We start from the raw sequence: 15,120 nt of genomic DNA, 5'->3' as shown, positions 1-15,120 counted from the left end.
GAGTTCCAATTAAATTTCCAAAAAGTCAGCCAGTTTTTCTTTGTGTTCCTTGCTCTTCTGCAAGCGGCGCAAAGTCTTGTTCTTAATCTGACGAACGCGTTCACGGCTGAGTTTCAAATCTTCGCCAATGTCTTTTAACGTAGTGTCTTCGACGGTATCGAGGCCGTAGAACATGCGGAGAATTTCTTCTTCGCGCTGCGGAAGTGACGAAAGCGTTTCCTGGATGAGCTTTTTGCGCTCTTCGCGTTCCATGTCTTCGTCCTGGTTGCCGTCGCTGCCGAGCACGTCCATAAGCGTACTCACGGAGTCAGCACTGGAAACACCGGCATCATCGCCAATCGGAGCGTCGAGCGAGATATCCACAATCTTTTCCATGACTTCGACGATATCGCGTTCGTACGGTGCAAATTCTTCCATCGAAATGGTCTTATCGTAGTCACCGCCGTTCTGCATCAAGGCGCGCTTGAAGCGGTTCACAAGAGCGAGCTTGTTAGGCGGAATGCGGACTGCGCCCACCTGTTCGAACAAAGCCTTCTGGATGGACTGGCGGATCCACCACACGGCGTAGCTGATGAACTTCACGTCCTTGTCCATGTCAAAGCGCTTAGCAGCCTTGAATAGACCAAGGTTACCTTCGTTGATCAGGTCCAAAAGCGAGAGACCGCGGCCCTGGTACTTGCGGGCGACACTCACCACAAATCGCAAGTTACCGCGGATAAGGCGCTGCAAGGCAGACTTTCGAATTTCTTCGGTTTCACCGTTCTTGATGATTTTCAACAGCGCCGATTCCTCCTGCGGAGTCAGCGTAGGATACCTATTCAAGTCACGAAAATAAAGAGCTTCGTTAAAATCACTCATAAAAACAACACCTTTTGTCTTGGACAGACCGCCATTGACAGTTTAAAATATGGTTTTTTATGCAGTTTCCGTCAATTCCTTGAGTTTATCGTATGGGTAAATTCCCGAACGATGCCCATCGCTAAAAGAAAGACCTACTGCATAGCGACCAATCGACTGGATATGTTCAAGCTTTACATCCAAGGGAACGGTCGAATCGTCCAAGAGTTTTTCACCAGTATGTTCATCGACACAGAGCGCACACGGACAAGCTAAGCGGAGTTTGCGGACACTGCATGCGGTGCGAGTTCCATCATTCCATTCAAAGCCAAGTTTACCGTCTTTTGTTCTGAAAACTTTCTTTGGCTGGATCATACTTCCTCCACGGGTAGCTGTTCGAAATCGTAATTGAAGTTTTTGAGAACTCCATCGCCCTCGGATTCAAAAACGGCAAGCGTACGGACCACCGTTTCTGCTGTATCCATAAAGACCTTCGCCGATTCGGAGTTCGGATAACGGAGCACAGCAGGAGTACCTTCATCGCCGCAACCCGCAACGGCAGGTTCTAGCGGGACCTTGCCAATGAGCGGCACGCCCCACTTTTCAGCAATTTTCTGACCACCACCGGCAGGGAAAATGTTGTGGTGCTTTCCGCACTCATCGCAAATGAAATAGCTCATGTTCTCGACAACGCCGATTACAGGCACGCCAACGTTATCGAACATGGCAAGCCCCTTGCGGCAGTCGGCAAGAGCCACCTCTTGCGGAGTCGTCACAACAACAGCGCCAGCCATCGGGCAGTTCTGCGTAAGCGTGAGCTGGATGTCACCTGTTCCAGGAGGAAAATCCACGAGAAGGTAATCGAGTTTGCCCCAGCGCACATGATGGATAAAATGCTGGATCATCTGCGATACCATCGGTCCACGCCAAATGGTCGCCTTGTCAGAATCCGCGAACATGCACATGGAGACGATGCTGATGCCGCCCTTTGCTTCGACCGGAGCAATCGTATTGTCTTCGAAAACTTCAGGCGCTTTATCAATCCCGAACATGAGGCCCATGGAAGGGCCGTAAATGTCTGCATCGAGAATACCCACGCGGGCTCCAGAAAGGCTGAGCGCCATGGCGAGGTTCGCCGTCACGGTTGATTTGCCAACACCGCCCTTGCCACTCGCCACAGCAACCACATGCGCCACTTCGCCAATATGGGAATTCTGCGGAGCCTTAGCTGCGGAATTGTCATCGCCCACGCGGCCCTGCGTAGAAGTGAGCGTCACTTCGACTTCGGTTGCACCAAGGCTTTTCACAATAGCAACGCACTGGTCCTTGAAACGGTCGCGAATCGGGCATGCTGGAGTCGTAAGGCGCAAATCAAAAGAAACCTTAGTGCCTTCAATTTTCAGGTTTTGAACAAAGTTTAGTTCTACAATATTCTTGTGCAAGTCAGGATCTTGGACCGCTCGCAAAGCACTTAAAATATTTTGTTCGTTCAGTTGCATAGGCTAGTTAGAAGTAGGAAGTAGACAGTAGGAAGTAAGAAGTGGTTAGTGGTTAGTAAACAGTGGTTAGGAGGCTACACCTTTGAGGTATGGGATAAAAAATGTTTTTGCTTTAATTTAACAAATCGCAGTCCGTTATCCTGAGCAACGCGAAAGATCCAAGACTTTTTATGACTGAATTTTTCGGATTCCGAATGACAAAAAAAAGACAGATACCAATGGTACTTGTCTTTTTGGAGAAAGCAATTTCTTAGCGCCTTAAAAATGCAAAAGCGCGCGAAAATTAAATCTTGATTTTTGCACCCATGAGTTTCACGAATTCGCGAACAATAGCAGTGTCGCCAGGCCATGCCGGAGCTGTAACCAAGTTGCGGTCCACAACGGCTTCGTCGGCGTTCACAGCCACATACTTACCACCGGCAAGAGTGATATCCGGGCCAACAGCAGGATAAGCCGTTGCCTTGTAACCTTTCAGCACGCCAGCCGCAGCAAGCACCTGCGGACCATGGCAAATAGCCGCCACAGGCTTTTTAGCCTTGAAAAATTCCTTCACGATCTTGATGACCTGCGGATTCAAACGGATGTATTCCGGAGCACGACCGCCCGTAATGAACAAACCTTCGTAATCCTTGACCTTCACCGCATCAAAATCCGCCGTAAGGGCAAAGTTATGACCACGGGATTCAGAATAAGTCTGTTCACCCAAGAAATCGTGAATTGCAGTAGCCACAGTTTCGCCGGCCTTTTTATCGGGGCACACAGCATCCACCTGATAGCCAAGCATAGACATCGACTGGAACGGGACCATGGTTTCGTAGTCTTCGGTAAAATCGCCACAGAGAAGCAAGACTTTCTTTGCCATTACGCACTCCTTAAGAAACGTTATTTTAAGAATGTTATTTTGTCTCCTATAAACAGCATAGGACCAATGCTACAAAATACATCCAACGTTACAAGAGTGCACGTTTGTATACAAATTTTAACAAATAAATTTAACGGTTGAGACCCATGAGGTAAAGGCCGGCGGCGCAGGCCGCTACACCAAGCACAAAGCTAGCAAGCGCGTAGACCGCGAACATTCCGATTTTTCCAGATTGCAGCAGTGCGAGGTTCTCGTTCGCGAAGGTGCTGAACGTGGTAAAGCCACCGCAGAAGCCCGTCACCAAAAACAGCTTGAGGTTCGGCGAAAGCGATCCGCACTTGAGGAACAGTCCCGAGAAAATCCCGATGCAAAGGCAACCGAGAACGTTCACCACAAACGTCGGCCACGGGAAACCAGCCGCAATTCCCGATGACTTCGGAATCACAACCGAAAGGAAGTAGCGCAGCACGCTACCGAGAGCACCGCCAAGAGCAACGCATAGATAGGACATAAATAGTAGACGGTAGGAAGTAGGAAGTTAGAAGTGAAATTACTACAGCGAGAACTTCGGCATTCTAAGGAGGTGCGTCATGCAAGGTGGCCATTCTTCTTCGTAGTGGCTGACCAAGATGATCGTTGTTTCCTTCGAAAGCAGTTGCAACAGGTGGAACAACTTTTCGCGATACTCGCCCTTGAGGCCTTGCGTCGGTTCGTCGAGCAAAAGCACTTTCGGCGGGCGGATGGCGGCTCGCGCCATGAGCACCAAGCGCTTATCAATGGGCGAAATCTTGCGGATTGAAATCGAGGTATCTTCAAAACCCAGGTAGTTCAGCCATTCGCGGGCTTTTGCCTTCTCTTCCCACGTAATGTTTTCGGCACGGCAGAGGTTCGGTGTGAATCCCGTGCAAAGCACATCCAGAAGGCTCAAATCTTCACGGTACTGGAGTGCCATTTCCGGCGAAAAGAATCCGAGTTTTGCCTTGTGGTCCCAAATGTTGAGGCCATGCCCTGGGCGTTCACCGAGGAGCGTAATGTCGTTGTTGTAAATCTGCGGATGGTCAGCAGTAAGCATGCCAAGAAGCGTACTCTTGCCTGCACCATTCTCACCCATCACCGCCCAATGTTCACCCTTGCGAACCGTCCAGTTCAAATCCTTGAGCACATCCGTATCGCCGAAGCGAACATTCACATGCTTCAGGTCAAAGAGAATTTCTGAAGAGGTATGGGCTATGGGGTCGCTCGCAAGCTCGCTTTGAGGTATGAGCGAAACAATCTCATAATCCTTGAGTTCGGCTTTCTTGAACTTCGGGGTTCCAGCGGTTTTCGGGAGTTCACCCGCGTACTGCGTGAACGTCTTGTCCGCATAAACAAACGCCGGTATTTCCGGGAGCAGTTCATCTTCGCGAGCGAGGCGCACCACGACTTTCAAGCCCGGACGTTTTGCAAGGTCAGCCACAGAGCCCGCCAAATGTGCACGGTACTCCGGATCAAGCCCGCCGAACAAGTCATTGAAGTAAACCCATTCCGGCTTTTCCATCCACATGCGAGCGAGGAGCACTCGGCGGAGTTCACCGTTCGAAAGGCTCAAGAGTTTGCGGTCGAGAATCCCTTCGGCAAGGTCAGCAATGTTCAAAGCTTCGCCGAGCTTTTCCGGGTCGGTCAGCGGCCACGCCATATCGTCAATATAGCGGTCCGTCTGCAAAAAGAACTTCTTATCCAACAGCAGATTGCGCACCAGCGGGGCTTCCGCATCGTGCAAGCTGATAAAACGCTGCTGGAAGAACGGAGCAAGAGCGTGCTGGATTTTGCGCTGCAAGGCCTCCGACATCGTGGAGACTTTTTCACGTTGGTTCAAGAAATGAGTGATGACTCGGTCCAAGTCCTCGCCTTCGGTGCTGAAAATCTGCACCTGCGGGAACATCTCGATAAGAGCTTCAAAACGTTTGAATTCCATGGCCGCAAATGTAGAAAAAAGGATTGCAGTTCGGCGAATTTTATTTCGGCATCCACGGTTTCATTTGAATCGAATTTTCCATTCCTTTTTCGCACTTTTTCATTCCCCAATACCGAAAAAAATCATCAGAACACATCGGAAGACTATCTTGCATTTCTTTCGAAAAGAGAACTTTTTTCCCATGCAAAACATCAACCATAGACATCAACGTTCCCATTTGATCATACTCAAATCTCAAATTTTTGACTTCTTTGATTTGCTTTGATTTCATTGAAGAAAATATAAAAGACAACGGCCTTCTAAACATTTCCTCGTAGCGTTCGTCCTTTTTTAATTTTCCATTTTCATATTCACGTTTGACCACATACGAGCGAGCCCCAAATCTTGTTCCCGGCAAAAAAGTATGCTCATAAAAAGAGGAATCCAAAATTTCATTTTCCATAGAATCAAAAAGTCTCACCCGAGAACGCAAGCTAAAATAAAAACGATTTTCGTTCGATGTTTCTTTGATTAACTTGCCATTTTCATAATAGCGCTTTTCATTCACTTCATAAAAATTTGTTCCATACCGTACAGTCTGCAGGTTTCCATTGTAATCAAAGGACCTCTTGTAAAAACCGATATTTTTCCCAGACTCACTATAAATTTTCACATTATGATTTGCGGTATCATTCGTCAAATGCTCATAACGAAAAACTTTTCCTTTCATATTTGATTTTACAAGGCGCCCCAAGCTATCAAAAATCATCTTAGCGTCTAGAAGCAAATCATCATACATGAACGAATCGTAATAGAACCAGTCGTAAAGTTTCCTTATTTTATAAGGGATACGTTCTCCTTTTTTTGAAATAAACTTGGTTATTCTTCCAGAAACAGAATCTAGTTCCATCCGCTGCACACTGTTCAAATTCAATGGCATACTAAAACTAGGCTCATATCGATAATAAATTTCACATTCTGTCACAATACCATTACGACGCTTTCCAACATAAAATTTCTGTCGCACATTTTTATCCGGAAAAAGACTACAAGTCACACCAAACAAGGAATCTGCATTTTCATTTAGTATAACAGAATTCACTTTATCAAAGCACCCAGTATCACGTTTTTTCTTATACACAGCAATTGACGTTCTACCTAAATCATCATGTTCCTTTTCGATACGGCGATCCATAATAGTGTCCAACTCATATACATCTGCAGTCATCCCTGCTTCCAAATAATCATTCACATTTTCTTCAATTAATCCTGTAGGTTCGCATTTTATGCCCTTATCCAAACCCATTGAATAGATAAGTATACTTACGGCACGTTCCGCATCGACTGCAGAGACATCCGCATCCGAATATCTCATTTTTTCTAACGATTTTGCACAATAAAAATGATACCCGTAAAACGCAGCCACAAGCAAAAGCGGTGCGGCAACGACCAGCAGCATTTTCAAAATTTTTTTCATATTCCCCAAATTACAATTCAAACAAAAGAAAAACAGCCTTACATTTTCGAAAAAATGATTTTTTGCTCTTTTTTTACGTAAGAAACGTTAATTTCAGCCCAAATCTTACGTAATTTTTCGTACAAAGTAAGTAAATTCTTGAATTTCAATGACCATTTTTCATTTTTCGCCCCCATTTTTCCACTCAAAAAGCATTTTAACGTCATTTTTCGGGCGTTATACAGCGCAAAAATTATGAAACCAGCCAAATAAATACAGACAACGTTAAAATTTTACGTAAAAAAGTGCCCCAAAAGCCAAAATTTTACGTAAAAAACGCCGTTTTTTCAATTTTTTGCTTTTTCGCGGCTTTTTTTGAGGGACAATTCAACAAAAAAAAACTCCCGGCTGTTATACCGGGAGCTTAGTGAGGAGGAATTTTTTAGAACTTGCTGAAGAAATCCCAAGTGGTTTCAGGCACCCAAGATTTTTGCTGGCCCGGGTCCTTGTGGTCCCAGATGTGGCCACCGGACTGAGTGCACCAACGAACTGGGAAACGTTCTTCGACAGTCGTGTAGTCATAGCACTTGTGAGCGGCATTGCGCTGAGCTTCTTCGGCGCGCTCATTCTTTGCCTTACCGCCTTCGGAGTTGAGCGTCAAGATAATGTCGCGGGCATTGCGTCCCATTTCCGGAGTGCAGAGGTTATCATCGAGGCCAAGCACGCCCATCCAGCCAATGCCCATCTGCTTACGCTGCGGAAGCCAAATGTTGCGTTCGGCAGTTTCGTACACGGCAACAGCGCGGAGCACATCCTGATGGTTCCAAGAAAGTCCGTTACTGAACATGGAGCCATAGCTAAAGCCCGTCGAGAACACGCGGGAAGAGTCAATGCAGAAGCTGTCTTCGAGCATGGCCAAAAGTTCATCAAAGAGAATGTAGTCGTTTTGGTCCCACGGAGCTTGGTTTCCGTTACCTTCCGGAGCAACGAAGATTGCAGTTTCGTTCTTGTCAAGCGGTTTCAAGCCATAGTAGCCTTCGTCTTGCACGCCACCGGCCCAGCCTCCCATGCACTGCATACCGAAAATGAGTTTGTACGGTTTATTCTTGTCATAGCTCTTCGGGATATCAATACGCACGGTACGAGTGCCCTTGCTCCACTTGAATTCAATGTAAGGCTTATCGCCACGATACTTGTAATCAAGCTTGGTATCCTTGCCGCAACCGCGTGTAGGAACCGGATCGTTCTTGAGGCCCCAACCGTAAGCGTATTCCGGCTGCTTGACCGTTTTTTTGAGCTTGAGCGTAACGTTTGTATCCAAATTAGAAAGAGCAACTGTCAACGTATCATAATCCGTAGCAATCACGCGAAGTTCGTCGCCTTCGCCTTCTTTCGCAAGACCACGAGCAACAGCTTCACCGAATGAGGCTTTGTAATTACCATTAGATGTGAAACGGAAGTTGCTCTGTGCACTGCCAACGCTCACGCGGGCAAAATACGCCCCCTGCGAACGCACGACAGACTGCATATCTAAAGTGCCCGAGCCGTAAACAGTTTCGTTCAAGACACGAGTACCCACGGCATCAAAGATCTGCACGCGGACAGGTTCATTTGTGCTCTGCGAATACGACAAAACTCCATTCATCACGCTCACGTAACCGAGCCTCGGACGGACAGTGCGAATACCGATTGTAGAATCTTCCTTGACGATTTTGAATTCGCCTTTGGAATCAGTCGTTGTCTTGAGAGCGTTTTTTAAAAGTTCAACAGAGGCTTTATCAATAGCCTTGCCGCTTTCATCACTTACTTTACCCGTAAGAGTAAAAGCTTGAGCCGAAGCCACCATAGCGATAGCCATAGCAGCACATTTTAAACCGAGGTGTTTCATACCCTGTTCTCCTTTTGTATCATTCCTAACTCTTTTCCCGATGGGATAAGTCCTCCAAACTGATTTGAAACACGCAAGGAGATACGCCACACAACAGCGTGGCTATGCAAAACCAAGCATGAACACATCAGTGTTCTACCTAACTAAACCTACTTGTAATATATCTTCATCCGTGCGCCAAGTCACAAGGCGCGAACACGGTATCATGGATAATTAGTCAATGGGGCATTAGGTATTAGGTTTTAGGGGTTAGGAGTTAGATTATTATTCGTGGCGAAACAGCCTTATACAGATGCACAAAGTGCATGTTTTTTTCCTAATACCTGACACCTGTAACCTAAAACCTTTTCTATTATTTAACCAATGAATTCTTTGCTAAAAAAAGCTATTGCTCAAGAACGATTGACACCAGCGGAAGGTCTCGAAATTTTGAGAAACGTGCCGTGGACAGAAGTCGTCGAGGCGGCAGACTCAGTGCGTCATGCTAAACTTCCCGGGAACCGCGTGGGTTACACCGCATTCCGCATCGTGAACTACACGAACGTCTGCGAAGTGACTTGTAGTTTTTGCAGTTTTTGCCGCAGCGTCCACAGCCCCGAAGCATACGTTTTGAGTTTAGACGAAATCCGCCAAAAAACGTGTGAGGCAAAAGCCAAAGGCGCCGACCAAATTTTTCTGCAAGGTGGCGTCAACAAGGAAATTCCTCTTAGCTATTACACCGATGTTCTGAAAATGCTCACTCAGGAATTGGGCGTCAAGGTGCGCGGTTTTTCGCCGGTAGAACTTGTACGCATAGCCGAATTCAACAGCATGGCGCTCGATGATCTGCTCGACATTTTGAAAGAAGCTGGCCTCAGCTCTGTCCCGGGCGCAGGCGCCGAAATTCTCTCCGATCGCATGCGTCAAATTTTGAGTCCAAAGAAGCTCCCCGCGCAGCAGTGGTGCGATACGCTTGCCGCCTGCCACAAGAAGGGCCTCCCCGGCAGCGCAAACATCGTCATTGGCAGCGCCGAAACCGCTGAAGAAGTCATTGAGCATTTGGAATACGTTCGAAAAACGCAAGATATCGCAGGCGGCTTCAAGAGCTTTGTCGTCTGGACGTTTCAACCGCAAACCGACAAATTCCCCATTCGCCATGTGCGCGGCGACGAATACCTCAAGCTACTTGCGCTCAGCCGCCTGTACCTCGACAACATCCCGCACATCGAAGTGTCGCTCCTCGGCATGGGACTTTCGCTCGGCGAACTCGGGTTGCACGCCGGCGCCGACGATATCAACAGCATAGTCATCGAAGAGAACGTGCTTAAGAATCACGGCCTCACGACCATCGAGCAAGCCGAAGCATTCATCAAAAACGCCGGATTTACACCATATCGCAGAAGTCTAAATTTTGATTAAGGCGAGAATCGCGAAAACAAGCTTGCTTGTTTTCATGATCGAGCCGACCAAAACGCGCTACGTAGGAGCGCCATTTTGATTAAGGCGAGCGTCGCGGCAGATGAGCTTGCTCAATTTGCCATGACCGAGCCGCCACAAAACGCGCTACGCAGGAGCGCAACTTTGATTAAGGCGAGAATCGCAAACCACCTCAAGATGGCCCAACATTCCTCCCAAACGAGTGTCGCAGCGTCCACAAACAGATACCGCGGCAAATGCTATGAATCCTCGCATTCGCGAGGATAGCGATGAAAAAAATTAAGATATTCCCCTACTTTTTGATTAAATTAAAAGAGATGCCACATCAAATGGAGCGCGACAAGCCACTTTAAGAAGGAGTGCTTATGAGCTGGGAATGTAAATACCTCAACGAAACGTTTTGCGAAAAACGCAAACAGGAATGCGACCCCGGTGCCAAAGGTTGCGTTCTTCAAGGCAAGTTCGCCTTTCCGCTAAAGGAAAAGGCGAAAAAAGCCGAAAAGAAATAGCCTTTACGGATCCTCCTTCGGAGGATGACAAAAAAAAGACTCCCTTTCGAGAGTCTTTAAAAGTTGCTGATATAGAACCAAAACTAGATTAAACGCAGGATTTCCTGAGCAGTTTGTTCGGCAAACGCGTTGTCTTGAACAAAGCGGCGTACTTCCGTCGGATTAATTCGTGCGTATTCCGAAAGTGCACGACCAATGCCATTGCGGATGTAGTAATCATCGTCCTTGGCGCAAGTGAGGCAGAACTGACGCAAGAGCGGCCAGTCCGTGCGGTCCTTGTACTGCACTTGGAAGATAATTGCACTACGACGAACCCAGATGTTCGGATCGCGAATCCATGACGCAATCTTTGTACGCAAAGCCGGCAAGCGGAGCGCCAAATCCCCCAACACGCAAGAAGCGAGGGTATCGACCGTGTCGCGCCAAGCTCTGGTCTTAATGAGCTTTTTCAAAAAATTAAGGTGCTGGCCACCGAGAAGCACACGATGACGGAACAAGTAGTCACAGGCCGCGTACTGGAATTCCCTATACGGCTGTGCCCACATATCCTCAACTCTCGAAACAAGTTCATCCCCGTCCTTTGGCGGGTACTTGTCGAAAATTGGGTACGTGACTTCACGGCGGGGAACCAATCTGATTCCGAGAAATTCAAATTGCTCCCTAGCCTTCTTAGACATTTCATGCGACTCTTCTTCATTAGCGATAGAGCGCAAAGCGAGAGATATTTCTTGTGTAAACCGAAGCATGTACACCAAAAATAGTCCATAAAGAATTTTTTTTCTAGACCTTGACAAGCATTTTTTTCAATTTTTTTTAAATTTTTCTCAGATTTTTTGCAAAAAAAATGCAAAAAAAACTTGACAAAGCCAAAAAACAGTTAAAAGACCCATAAATCATGACTGATTCCACTAAAAAAGAGGCTCTTCAAATCACTGAAGTTCCGCCCGAATTGCGTGGTCTTTCCGACGAAGAAATTATCCGAAACTCGGAAAGCAAAGAGAAAAAGTTTGTTGGCAAAAGGCACAACGGAGCAAGGCGTCCGTCCAAGCGTGAGCGTATGGCGCTCAAGGAAAAAAACGAAAACGCCAAGTTCAATTCGCTCGTAGCCAAGTACAACAAACCGGAAACAGCCGAATCGCGCGAAGCCGAAAAAGACGCCGAAATCAACAGCATCTTGAAGAAAATCGCCACAAACGCAAGCGCACCAAAGGCCGAAGACGCCGAAGTCAAGAAGATTATTGCACAAGCAGCGCCCGAAGGAACCCCAAAACGCGTGCTCAAGAGCGTCCTTTCGGAACCGCCTAAGCCGCCTTCTGGCCGCGTCCTCAAGGGCTCGTTCGGGGTAAAGCCCGGCGACAAGCCAAAGACCGTGATCGTATCGGCGGCCGACCTCGCCCGCCAGCGCATCGAAGAACGCGCGAAAAAGATCCGCGAAGCGCTGATGGCAAAGAACAAAGCACTGCACCCGGAAGCCGCAGCCGAAATCCCGGTCAAGCGTCCCCGTGGCCGCCCCCGCAAGAATCCGCTTCCGCCGCCTACGGCGGAGTAGGAAGTAGACGGTAGGAAGTAAGAAGTTGTGGCTTCGCTGCGGTTCTGAAAAACAAAAATTTAGATGGCAGTGAGGTCGCGGTCCGCGCTCTGGGGTCGCTTCTACTCAAAGAGCATAACTCAACTAGAGAACTAAAGTTCTAAGTTTCGTATAGCTTTGAGGTATGGGCAAGATAATTCATAAAAAGACATGCTCGCTTCATGCGGGCATTTTTTATTGAGTGCGCGGCATTGCCAATGCGGCGCCGCAAAAACAAACAAAAAGACCTTCTGCTTTCACAGAAGGTCTTTTCAGAGGCAACGGGCGGACTCGAACCGCCGAATAAGAGTTTTGCAGACTCGCCCCTTACCAACTTGGGTACGTCGCCATAATTGCAGACGCAATATAAGTATTTATTTGAACTTATACAAGGGTTCAAAGTAAAAAAAGTCAAAAAAAATTCATTTTTATTGTCTAGACCCCCTCCATTACCTATTTTTTACGCGTGAAACAGTCCTCGATTAAGACCAAATTACTCGCCGCGCTCGGCGCCCTCTGGATGAGAAGTCTCCGCATCCGCCTTCGCGTGCCCGAGGATTTCCATCCGGGCATCCTCGGACTGTGGCACAAGGACCTGCTCGCAAGTTGCGCAGCCTTCAAGGACAAGAACGTACACATTCTCGTCTCGGAATCAAGCGACGGGGAATTTTTCGCCCAAGCCGCCAAGCAACTCCATTACGAAGTCACCCGCGGTTCCGACACGCACGGGGCAACAAACGTGCGCCACCTGCTCAAATCGCTCAAAGAAGGCCGCTTTGTCGGCATGGCACTCGACGGTCCGCACGGCCCCGCTCTCCAGGTAAAACCGGGCTCACTTTGGCTTTCTAAGGCAAGCGGCCGCCCCATTTGGCTTTTTTGCATCAAGTATGGCAAGCATTTTCGCTTAAACGGATGGGATAATTTCATTATTCCTCTCCCTTTGACAGCTATTGACATCGAAATTAAGTATCTTTTGCCCGAAAATTATTCAAAATAAGGAAACACAGCCGTGATCGCATTACCTCCAAAATTCGTCGCATTCGACTTAGAAACGACTGGTCTTGTTAACCGCAAAGACGAAATCATTGAAATTGGCGCCGTAAAGTTCACTGTAGAGGTGAAAAACGGACGCGTCGTGCCGAAACTTATCTCGGAATTTGACACGCTCGTAAAGCCCAACATGCTCATTCCCGCCGAAGCCACCAACGTGAACCACATTACCGACAAGATGGTCGAAAACGCACCGCCAGTCGGCGAAGCCCTCAAGCAGTTCACCGCATTCTGCGGCCCGGGCTCCATTTTGCTCGCCCACAACGCAAACTTCGATGCGAGCTTCTTGCGCACCGCCTACGAACAGAACCCGCAGTTCACACCGGGCAACCCCGTTATCGACAGCCTCGCCATTTCCAAAACCATCATGCCGGAACTCGCGAACCACAAGCTCGGCTTCATGGCCAACATGTTCATGAAACGCGGTGAAATCTCGATGACCATCGACGAAGAAAAGATGCACCGCTCCGTGTACGACTGCGAAATGCTCATGGAAGTGTTCGTCGCCCTCCTCCGCCGCCGTCTCAAAGAGAAGGAATGGGAAATGGGGAGCATCATGCAATCCATGGCCAAGTACAAAGGCGTCCCGCAGTTCATTAGGAAGTAGGAAGTAGACAGTAGGATGTGACGCGGAAACGTCATTCTGAGCGAAGGTGCATGCACCGAAGTCGAAAGATCTAAAAAAACTCGTCTCTGCGAAGATAACGAGAAAAAGTGACAAAGCATAATCGTCACCCTCGAGCAATCGAGGGTCTTTTTTGTAGTGAGAAATGCGCCCCAACGCCGCATTTTGGCCGCGCATTCACCTTTCCCAGAATACACAAAACACCGCTATGCGTTGCATAGCGGCTTTTGTTAAACCTTTAATCTAAAAAATTAGATTCCGAGTTCCTGAGCAACAGCCTGGATGCCAAGCTTGCTGATGGTGCGGAGACCAGCGGCGCTAACGCGGAGGGTCACCCAGCGGTCTTCTTCAGGAATGTAGAAGCGCTTCTTCTGGAGGTTCGGAAGCTGCTTGATCAACTTCTTACGATTAGAGTGGGAAACCATGTTACCCACGAGACCGGCCTTGCCGGTGACTTCACAAATGCGGCTCATATTAAACTCCGTTGTTTTTACAGGCAGCAATTTTAGCTAAAAATTTCAAAATTGTCAAGGCTAAAGTTTAATCTTGCAATGTCTTTGGCAAGTTAAACTTGGTATTTTCCACTAATTTTACAAGATTTTCGACCTGAAGGCCCTTAACTTTAGCCTTCAAGAAGTCGACAACGCCCTGAACCAGCACTTCAGGTGCGCTCGCTCCGCTCGAAAGTCCGACCGTTTCGACACCATTAAACCAAGACATGTCAAGATCGTTCACATCGGCAATGAGGTGGCTCGGAAGTCCCTGTTCAAGCCCCAACTCCATCAAACGCGACGAATTTGACGAATTCTTCGCACCGACGACCAAGAGCATATCGACTTTGGAACAAAGTTCAAGAACTGCCGCCTGACGGTTCCCCGTCGCATAGCAAAGGTCGCCCGCTTCAGGACCAATAATATGCGGAAAGCGCTTTTTAAGCGCATCAATAATCTTGCGCGTTTCGGCTACAGAAAGCGTCGTCTGCGTGATATAGGCAAGCTCCTTATCTTCTGGAACTTGCACCATTTCAGCATCGGCCTCGTTACGAATGAGCGTAATCGCACCTTCCGGGAGCTGTCCAAGCGTTCCAATCACCTCGGCATGCCCCGCATGCCCAATCAAAATGATATGGCGACCAGCATTGAAATGTCTTTTTGCACTAAAGTGAACCTTGAGCACCAGCGGGCAACTCGCATCAAGAACCTTCAAATGACGAGACTCAGCTTCTTCATAAATGCTTTCAGCGACACCATGAGCCGAGAAAATCACAACGGAACCTTCCGGCACCTGGTTCAGTTCATCGACAAAAACAACGCCCTTGCTCTTAAGCGTTTCCACCACAAACTTATTATGCACAATTTCATGACGGACATATATCGGCGTACCGAATTTTTCGACAGCTTTTTCGACAACATGAATAGCGCGATCAACGCCGGCACAGAATCCACGAGGTGTAGCCAAAATGAGTTTTTTCATAATTC

The 15,120-nt window shown here is 47.9% G+C and carries 16 protein-coding genes and 1 tRNA gene; 5 read left to right on the top strand and 12 right to left on the bottom strand.

Translation table 11 applies throughout. The annotated features are described in order from the left end of the window. Positions 1-9 precede the first annotated feature (9 nt). The 8 genes from HUF13_RS01230 to HUF13_RS01195 form a co-directional block, all read right to left on the bottom strand. Positions 10-858, bottom strand: coding sequence for an RNA polymerase sigma factor RpoD/SigA (locus tag HUF13_RS01230; RefSeq protein ID WP_072830344.1), 849 nt, complete (start codon positions 856-858; stop codon positions 10-12). Between the two features lie 57 nt (positions 859-915). Continuing rightward, on the bottom strand, positions 916-1,212 hold the full coding sequence (locus HUF13_RS01225; protein WP_173473438.1) for a DUF971 domain-containing protein: 297 nt from the start codon (positions 1,210-1,212) through the stop codon (positions 916-918). Further along, on the bottom strand, positions 1,209-2,336 hold the full coding sequence (locus tag HUF13_RS01220; RefSeq protein ID WP_173473437.1) for an Mrp/NBP35 family ATP-binding protein: 1,128 nt from the start codon (positions 2,334-2,336) through the stop codon (positions 1,209-1,211). Before HUF13_RS01220 ends, HUF13_RS01225 begins: the two co-directional genes overlap by 4 nt. 283 nt (positions 2,337-2,619) lie before the next feature. Beyond that, positions 2,620-3,198: a DJ-1/PfpI family protein gene (locus HUF13_RS01215; protein ID WP_173473436.1), complete on the bottom strand. Its 579-nt coding sequence runs from the start codon at positions 3,196-3,198 to the stop codon at positions 2,620-2,622. 130 nt (positions 3,199-3,328) lie between these two features. Next, positions 3,329-3,709: a fluoride efflux transporter CrcB gene (crcB, locus tag HUF13_RS01210; protein WP_173473435.1), complete on the bottom strand. Its 381-nt coding sequence runs from the start codon at positions 3,707-3,709 to the stop codon at positions 3,329-3,331. A 42-nt stretch (positions 3,710-3,751) separates the two neighbouring features. Next, a complete protein-coding gene (locus HUF13_RS01205) occupies positions 3,752-5,152 on the bottom strand; it encodes an ATP-binding cassette domain-containing protein (protein ID WP_173473434.1) in 1,401 nt (466 codons plus the stop codon). A gap of 40 nt (positions 5,153-5,192) precedes the next feature. Further along, positions 5,193-6,608 (bottom strand): hypothetical protein, encoded by a 1,416-nt coding sequence (locus HUF13_RS01200; protein WP_173473433.1) that lies wholly within the window; start codon positions 6,606-6,608, stop codon positions 5,193-5,195. 421 nt (positions 6,609-7,029) lie between these two features. Continuing rightward, on the bottom strand, positions 7,030-8,475 hold the full coding sequence (locus tag HUF13_RS01195; protein WP_173473432.1) for an esterase: 1,446 nt from the start codon (positions 8,473-8,475) through the stop codon (positions 7,030-7,032). Between the two features lie 363 nt (positions 8,476-8,838). Here HUF13_RS01195 and HUF13_RS01190 point away from each other — a divergent pair, with 363 nt between their 5' ends. Together HUF13_RS01190 and HUF13_RS01185 are read left to right on the top strand one after the other, a co-directional pair. Continuing rightward, positions 8,839-9,873 (top strand): CofH family radical SAM protein, encoded by a 1,035-nt coding sequence (locus HUF13_RS01190; RefSeq protein ID WP_173473431.1) that lies wholly within the window; start codon positions 8,839-8,841, stop codon positions 9,871-9,873. A gap of 383 nt (positions 9,874-10,256) precedes the next feature. Beyond that, positions 10,257-10,400: a hypothetical protein gene (locus HUF13_RS01185; protein ID WP_173473430.1), complete on the top strand. Its 144-nt coding sequence runs from the start codon at positions 10,257-10,259 to the stop codon at positions 10,398-10,400. Positions 10,401-10,483: 83 nt separating this feature from the next. Here the strand turns inward: HUF13_RS01185 and HUF13_RS01180 are convergent, their stop codons facing one another. Then, positions 10,484-11,146 carry a DNA alkylation repair protein gene (locus HUF13_RS01180; RefSeq protein WP_072830045.1) on the bottom strand — a complete coding sequence of 221 codons (663 nt, stop codon included), beginning with the start codon at positions 11,144-11,146 and terminating at the stop codon, positions 10,484-10,486. A 149-nt stretch (positions 11,147-11,295) separates the two neighbouring features. On the opposite strand from HUF13_RS01180, the gene HUF13_RS01175 reads away from it, so the two are divergent. Next, positions 11,296-11,949, top strand: coding sequence for a hypothetical protein (locus HUF13_RS01175; RefSeq protein ID WP_173473429.1), 654 nt, complete (start codon positions 11,296-11,298; stop codon positions 11,947-11,949). Between the two features lie 294 nt (positions 11,950-12,243). Here the strand turns inward: HUF13_RS01175 and HUF13_RS01170 are convergent. Next, positions 12,244-12,316, bottom strand: a tRNA-Cys gene (locus HUF13_RS01170). Positions 12,317-12,487: 171 nt separating this feature from the next. Between HUF13_RS01170 and HUF13_RS01165 the strand changes: the two genes are divergently transcribed. Together HUF13_RS01165 and HUF13_RS01160 are read left to right on the top strand one after the other, a co-directional pair. Next, on the top strand, positions 12,488-12,964 hold the full coding sequence (locus tag HUF13_RS01165) for a lysophospholipid acyltransferase family protein (RefSeq protein WP_304038683.1): 477 nt from the start codon (positions 12,488-12,490) through the stop codon (positions 12,962-12,964). 12 nt (positions 12,965-12,976) lie between these two features. Beyond that, a complete protein-coding gene (locus tag HUF13_RS01160; protein ID WP_173473428.1) occupies positions 12,977-13,624 on the top strand; it encodes a PolC-type DNA polymerase III in 648 nt (215 codons plus the stop codon). A gap of 269 nt (positions 13,625-13,893) precedes the next feature. Here the strand turns inward: HUF13_RS01160 and rpmB are convergent, their stop codons facing one another. Together rpmB and ispH are read right to left on the bottom strand one after the other, a co-directional pair. Then, positions 13,894-14,115, bottom strand: a complete 222-nt coding sequence (rpmB, locus tag HUF13_RS01155) for a 50S ribosomal protein L28 (RefSeq protein ID WP_072830039.1) — start codon at positions 14,113-14,115, stop codon at positions 13,894-13,896. A gap of 67 nt (positions 14,116-14,182) precedes the next feature. Next, positions 14,183-15,115: a 4-hydroxy-3-methylbut-2-enyl diphosphate reductase gene (ispH, locus tag HUF13_RS01150; protein WP_173473427.1), complete on the bottom strand. Its 933-nt coding sequence runs from the start codon at positions 15,113-15,115 to the stop codon at positions 14,183-14,185. Between the last annotated feature and the right edge of the window lie 5 nt (positions 15,116-15,120).

This window comes from Fibrobacter succinogenes, assembly GCF_902779965.1.
GTDB classification, from domain to species: domain Bacteria; phylum Fibrobacterota; class Fibrobacteria; order Fibrobacterales; family Fibrobacteraceae; genus Fibrobacter; species Fibrobacter succinogenes_F.
The sequence above is the reverse complement of the archived record's forward strand: the minus strand, read 5'-3'. Positions and strand labels throughout refer to the sequence as shown.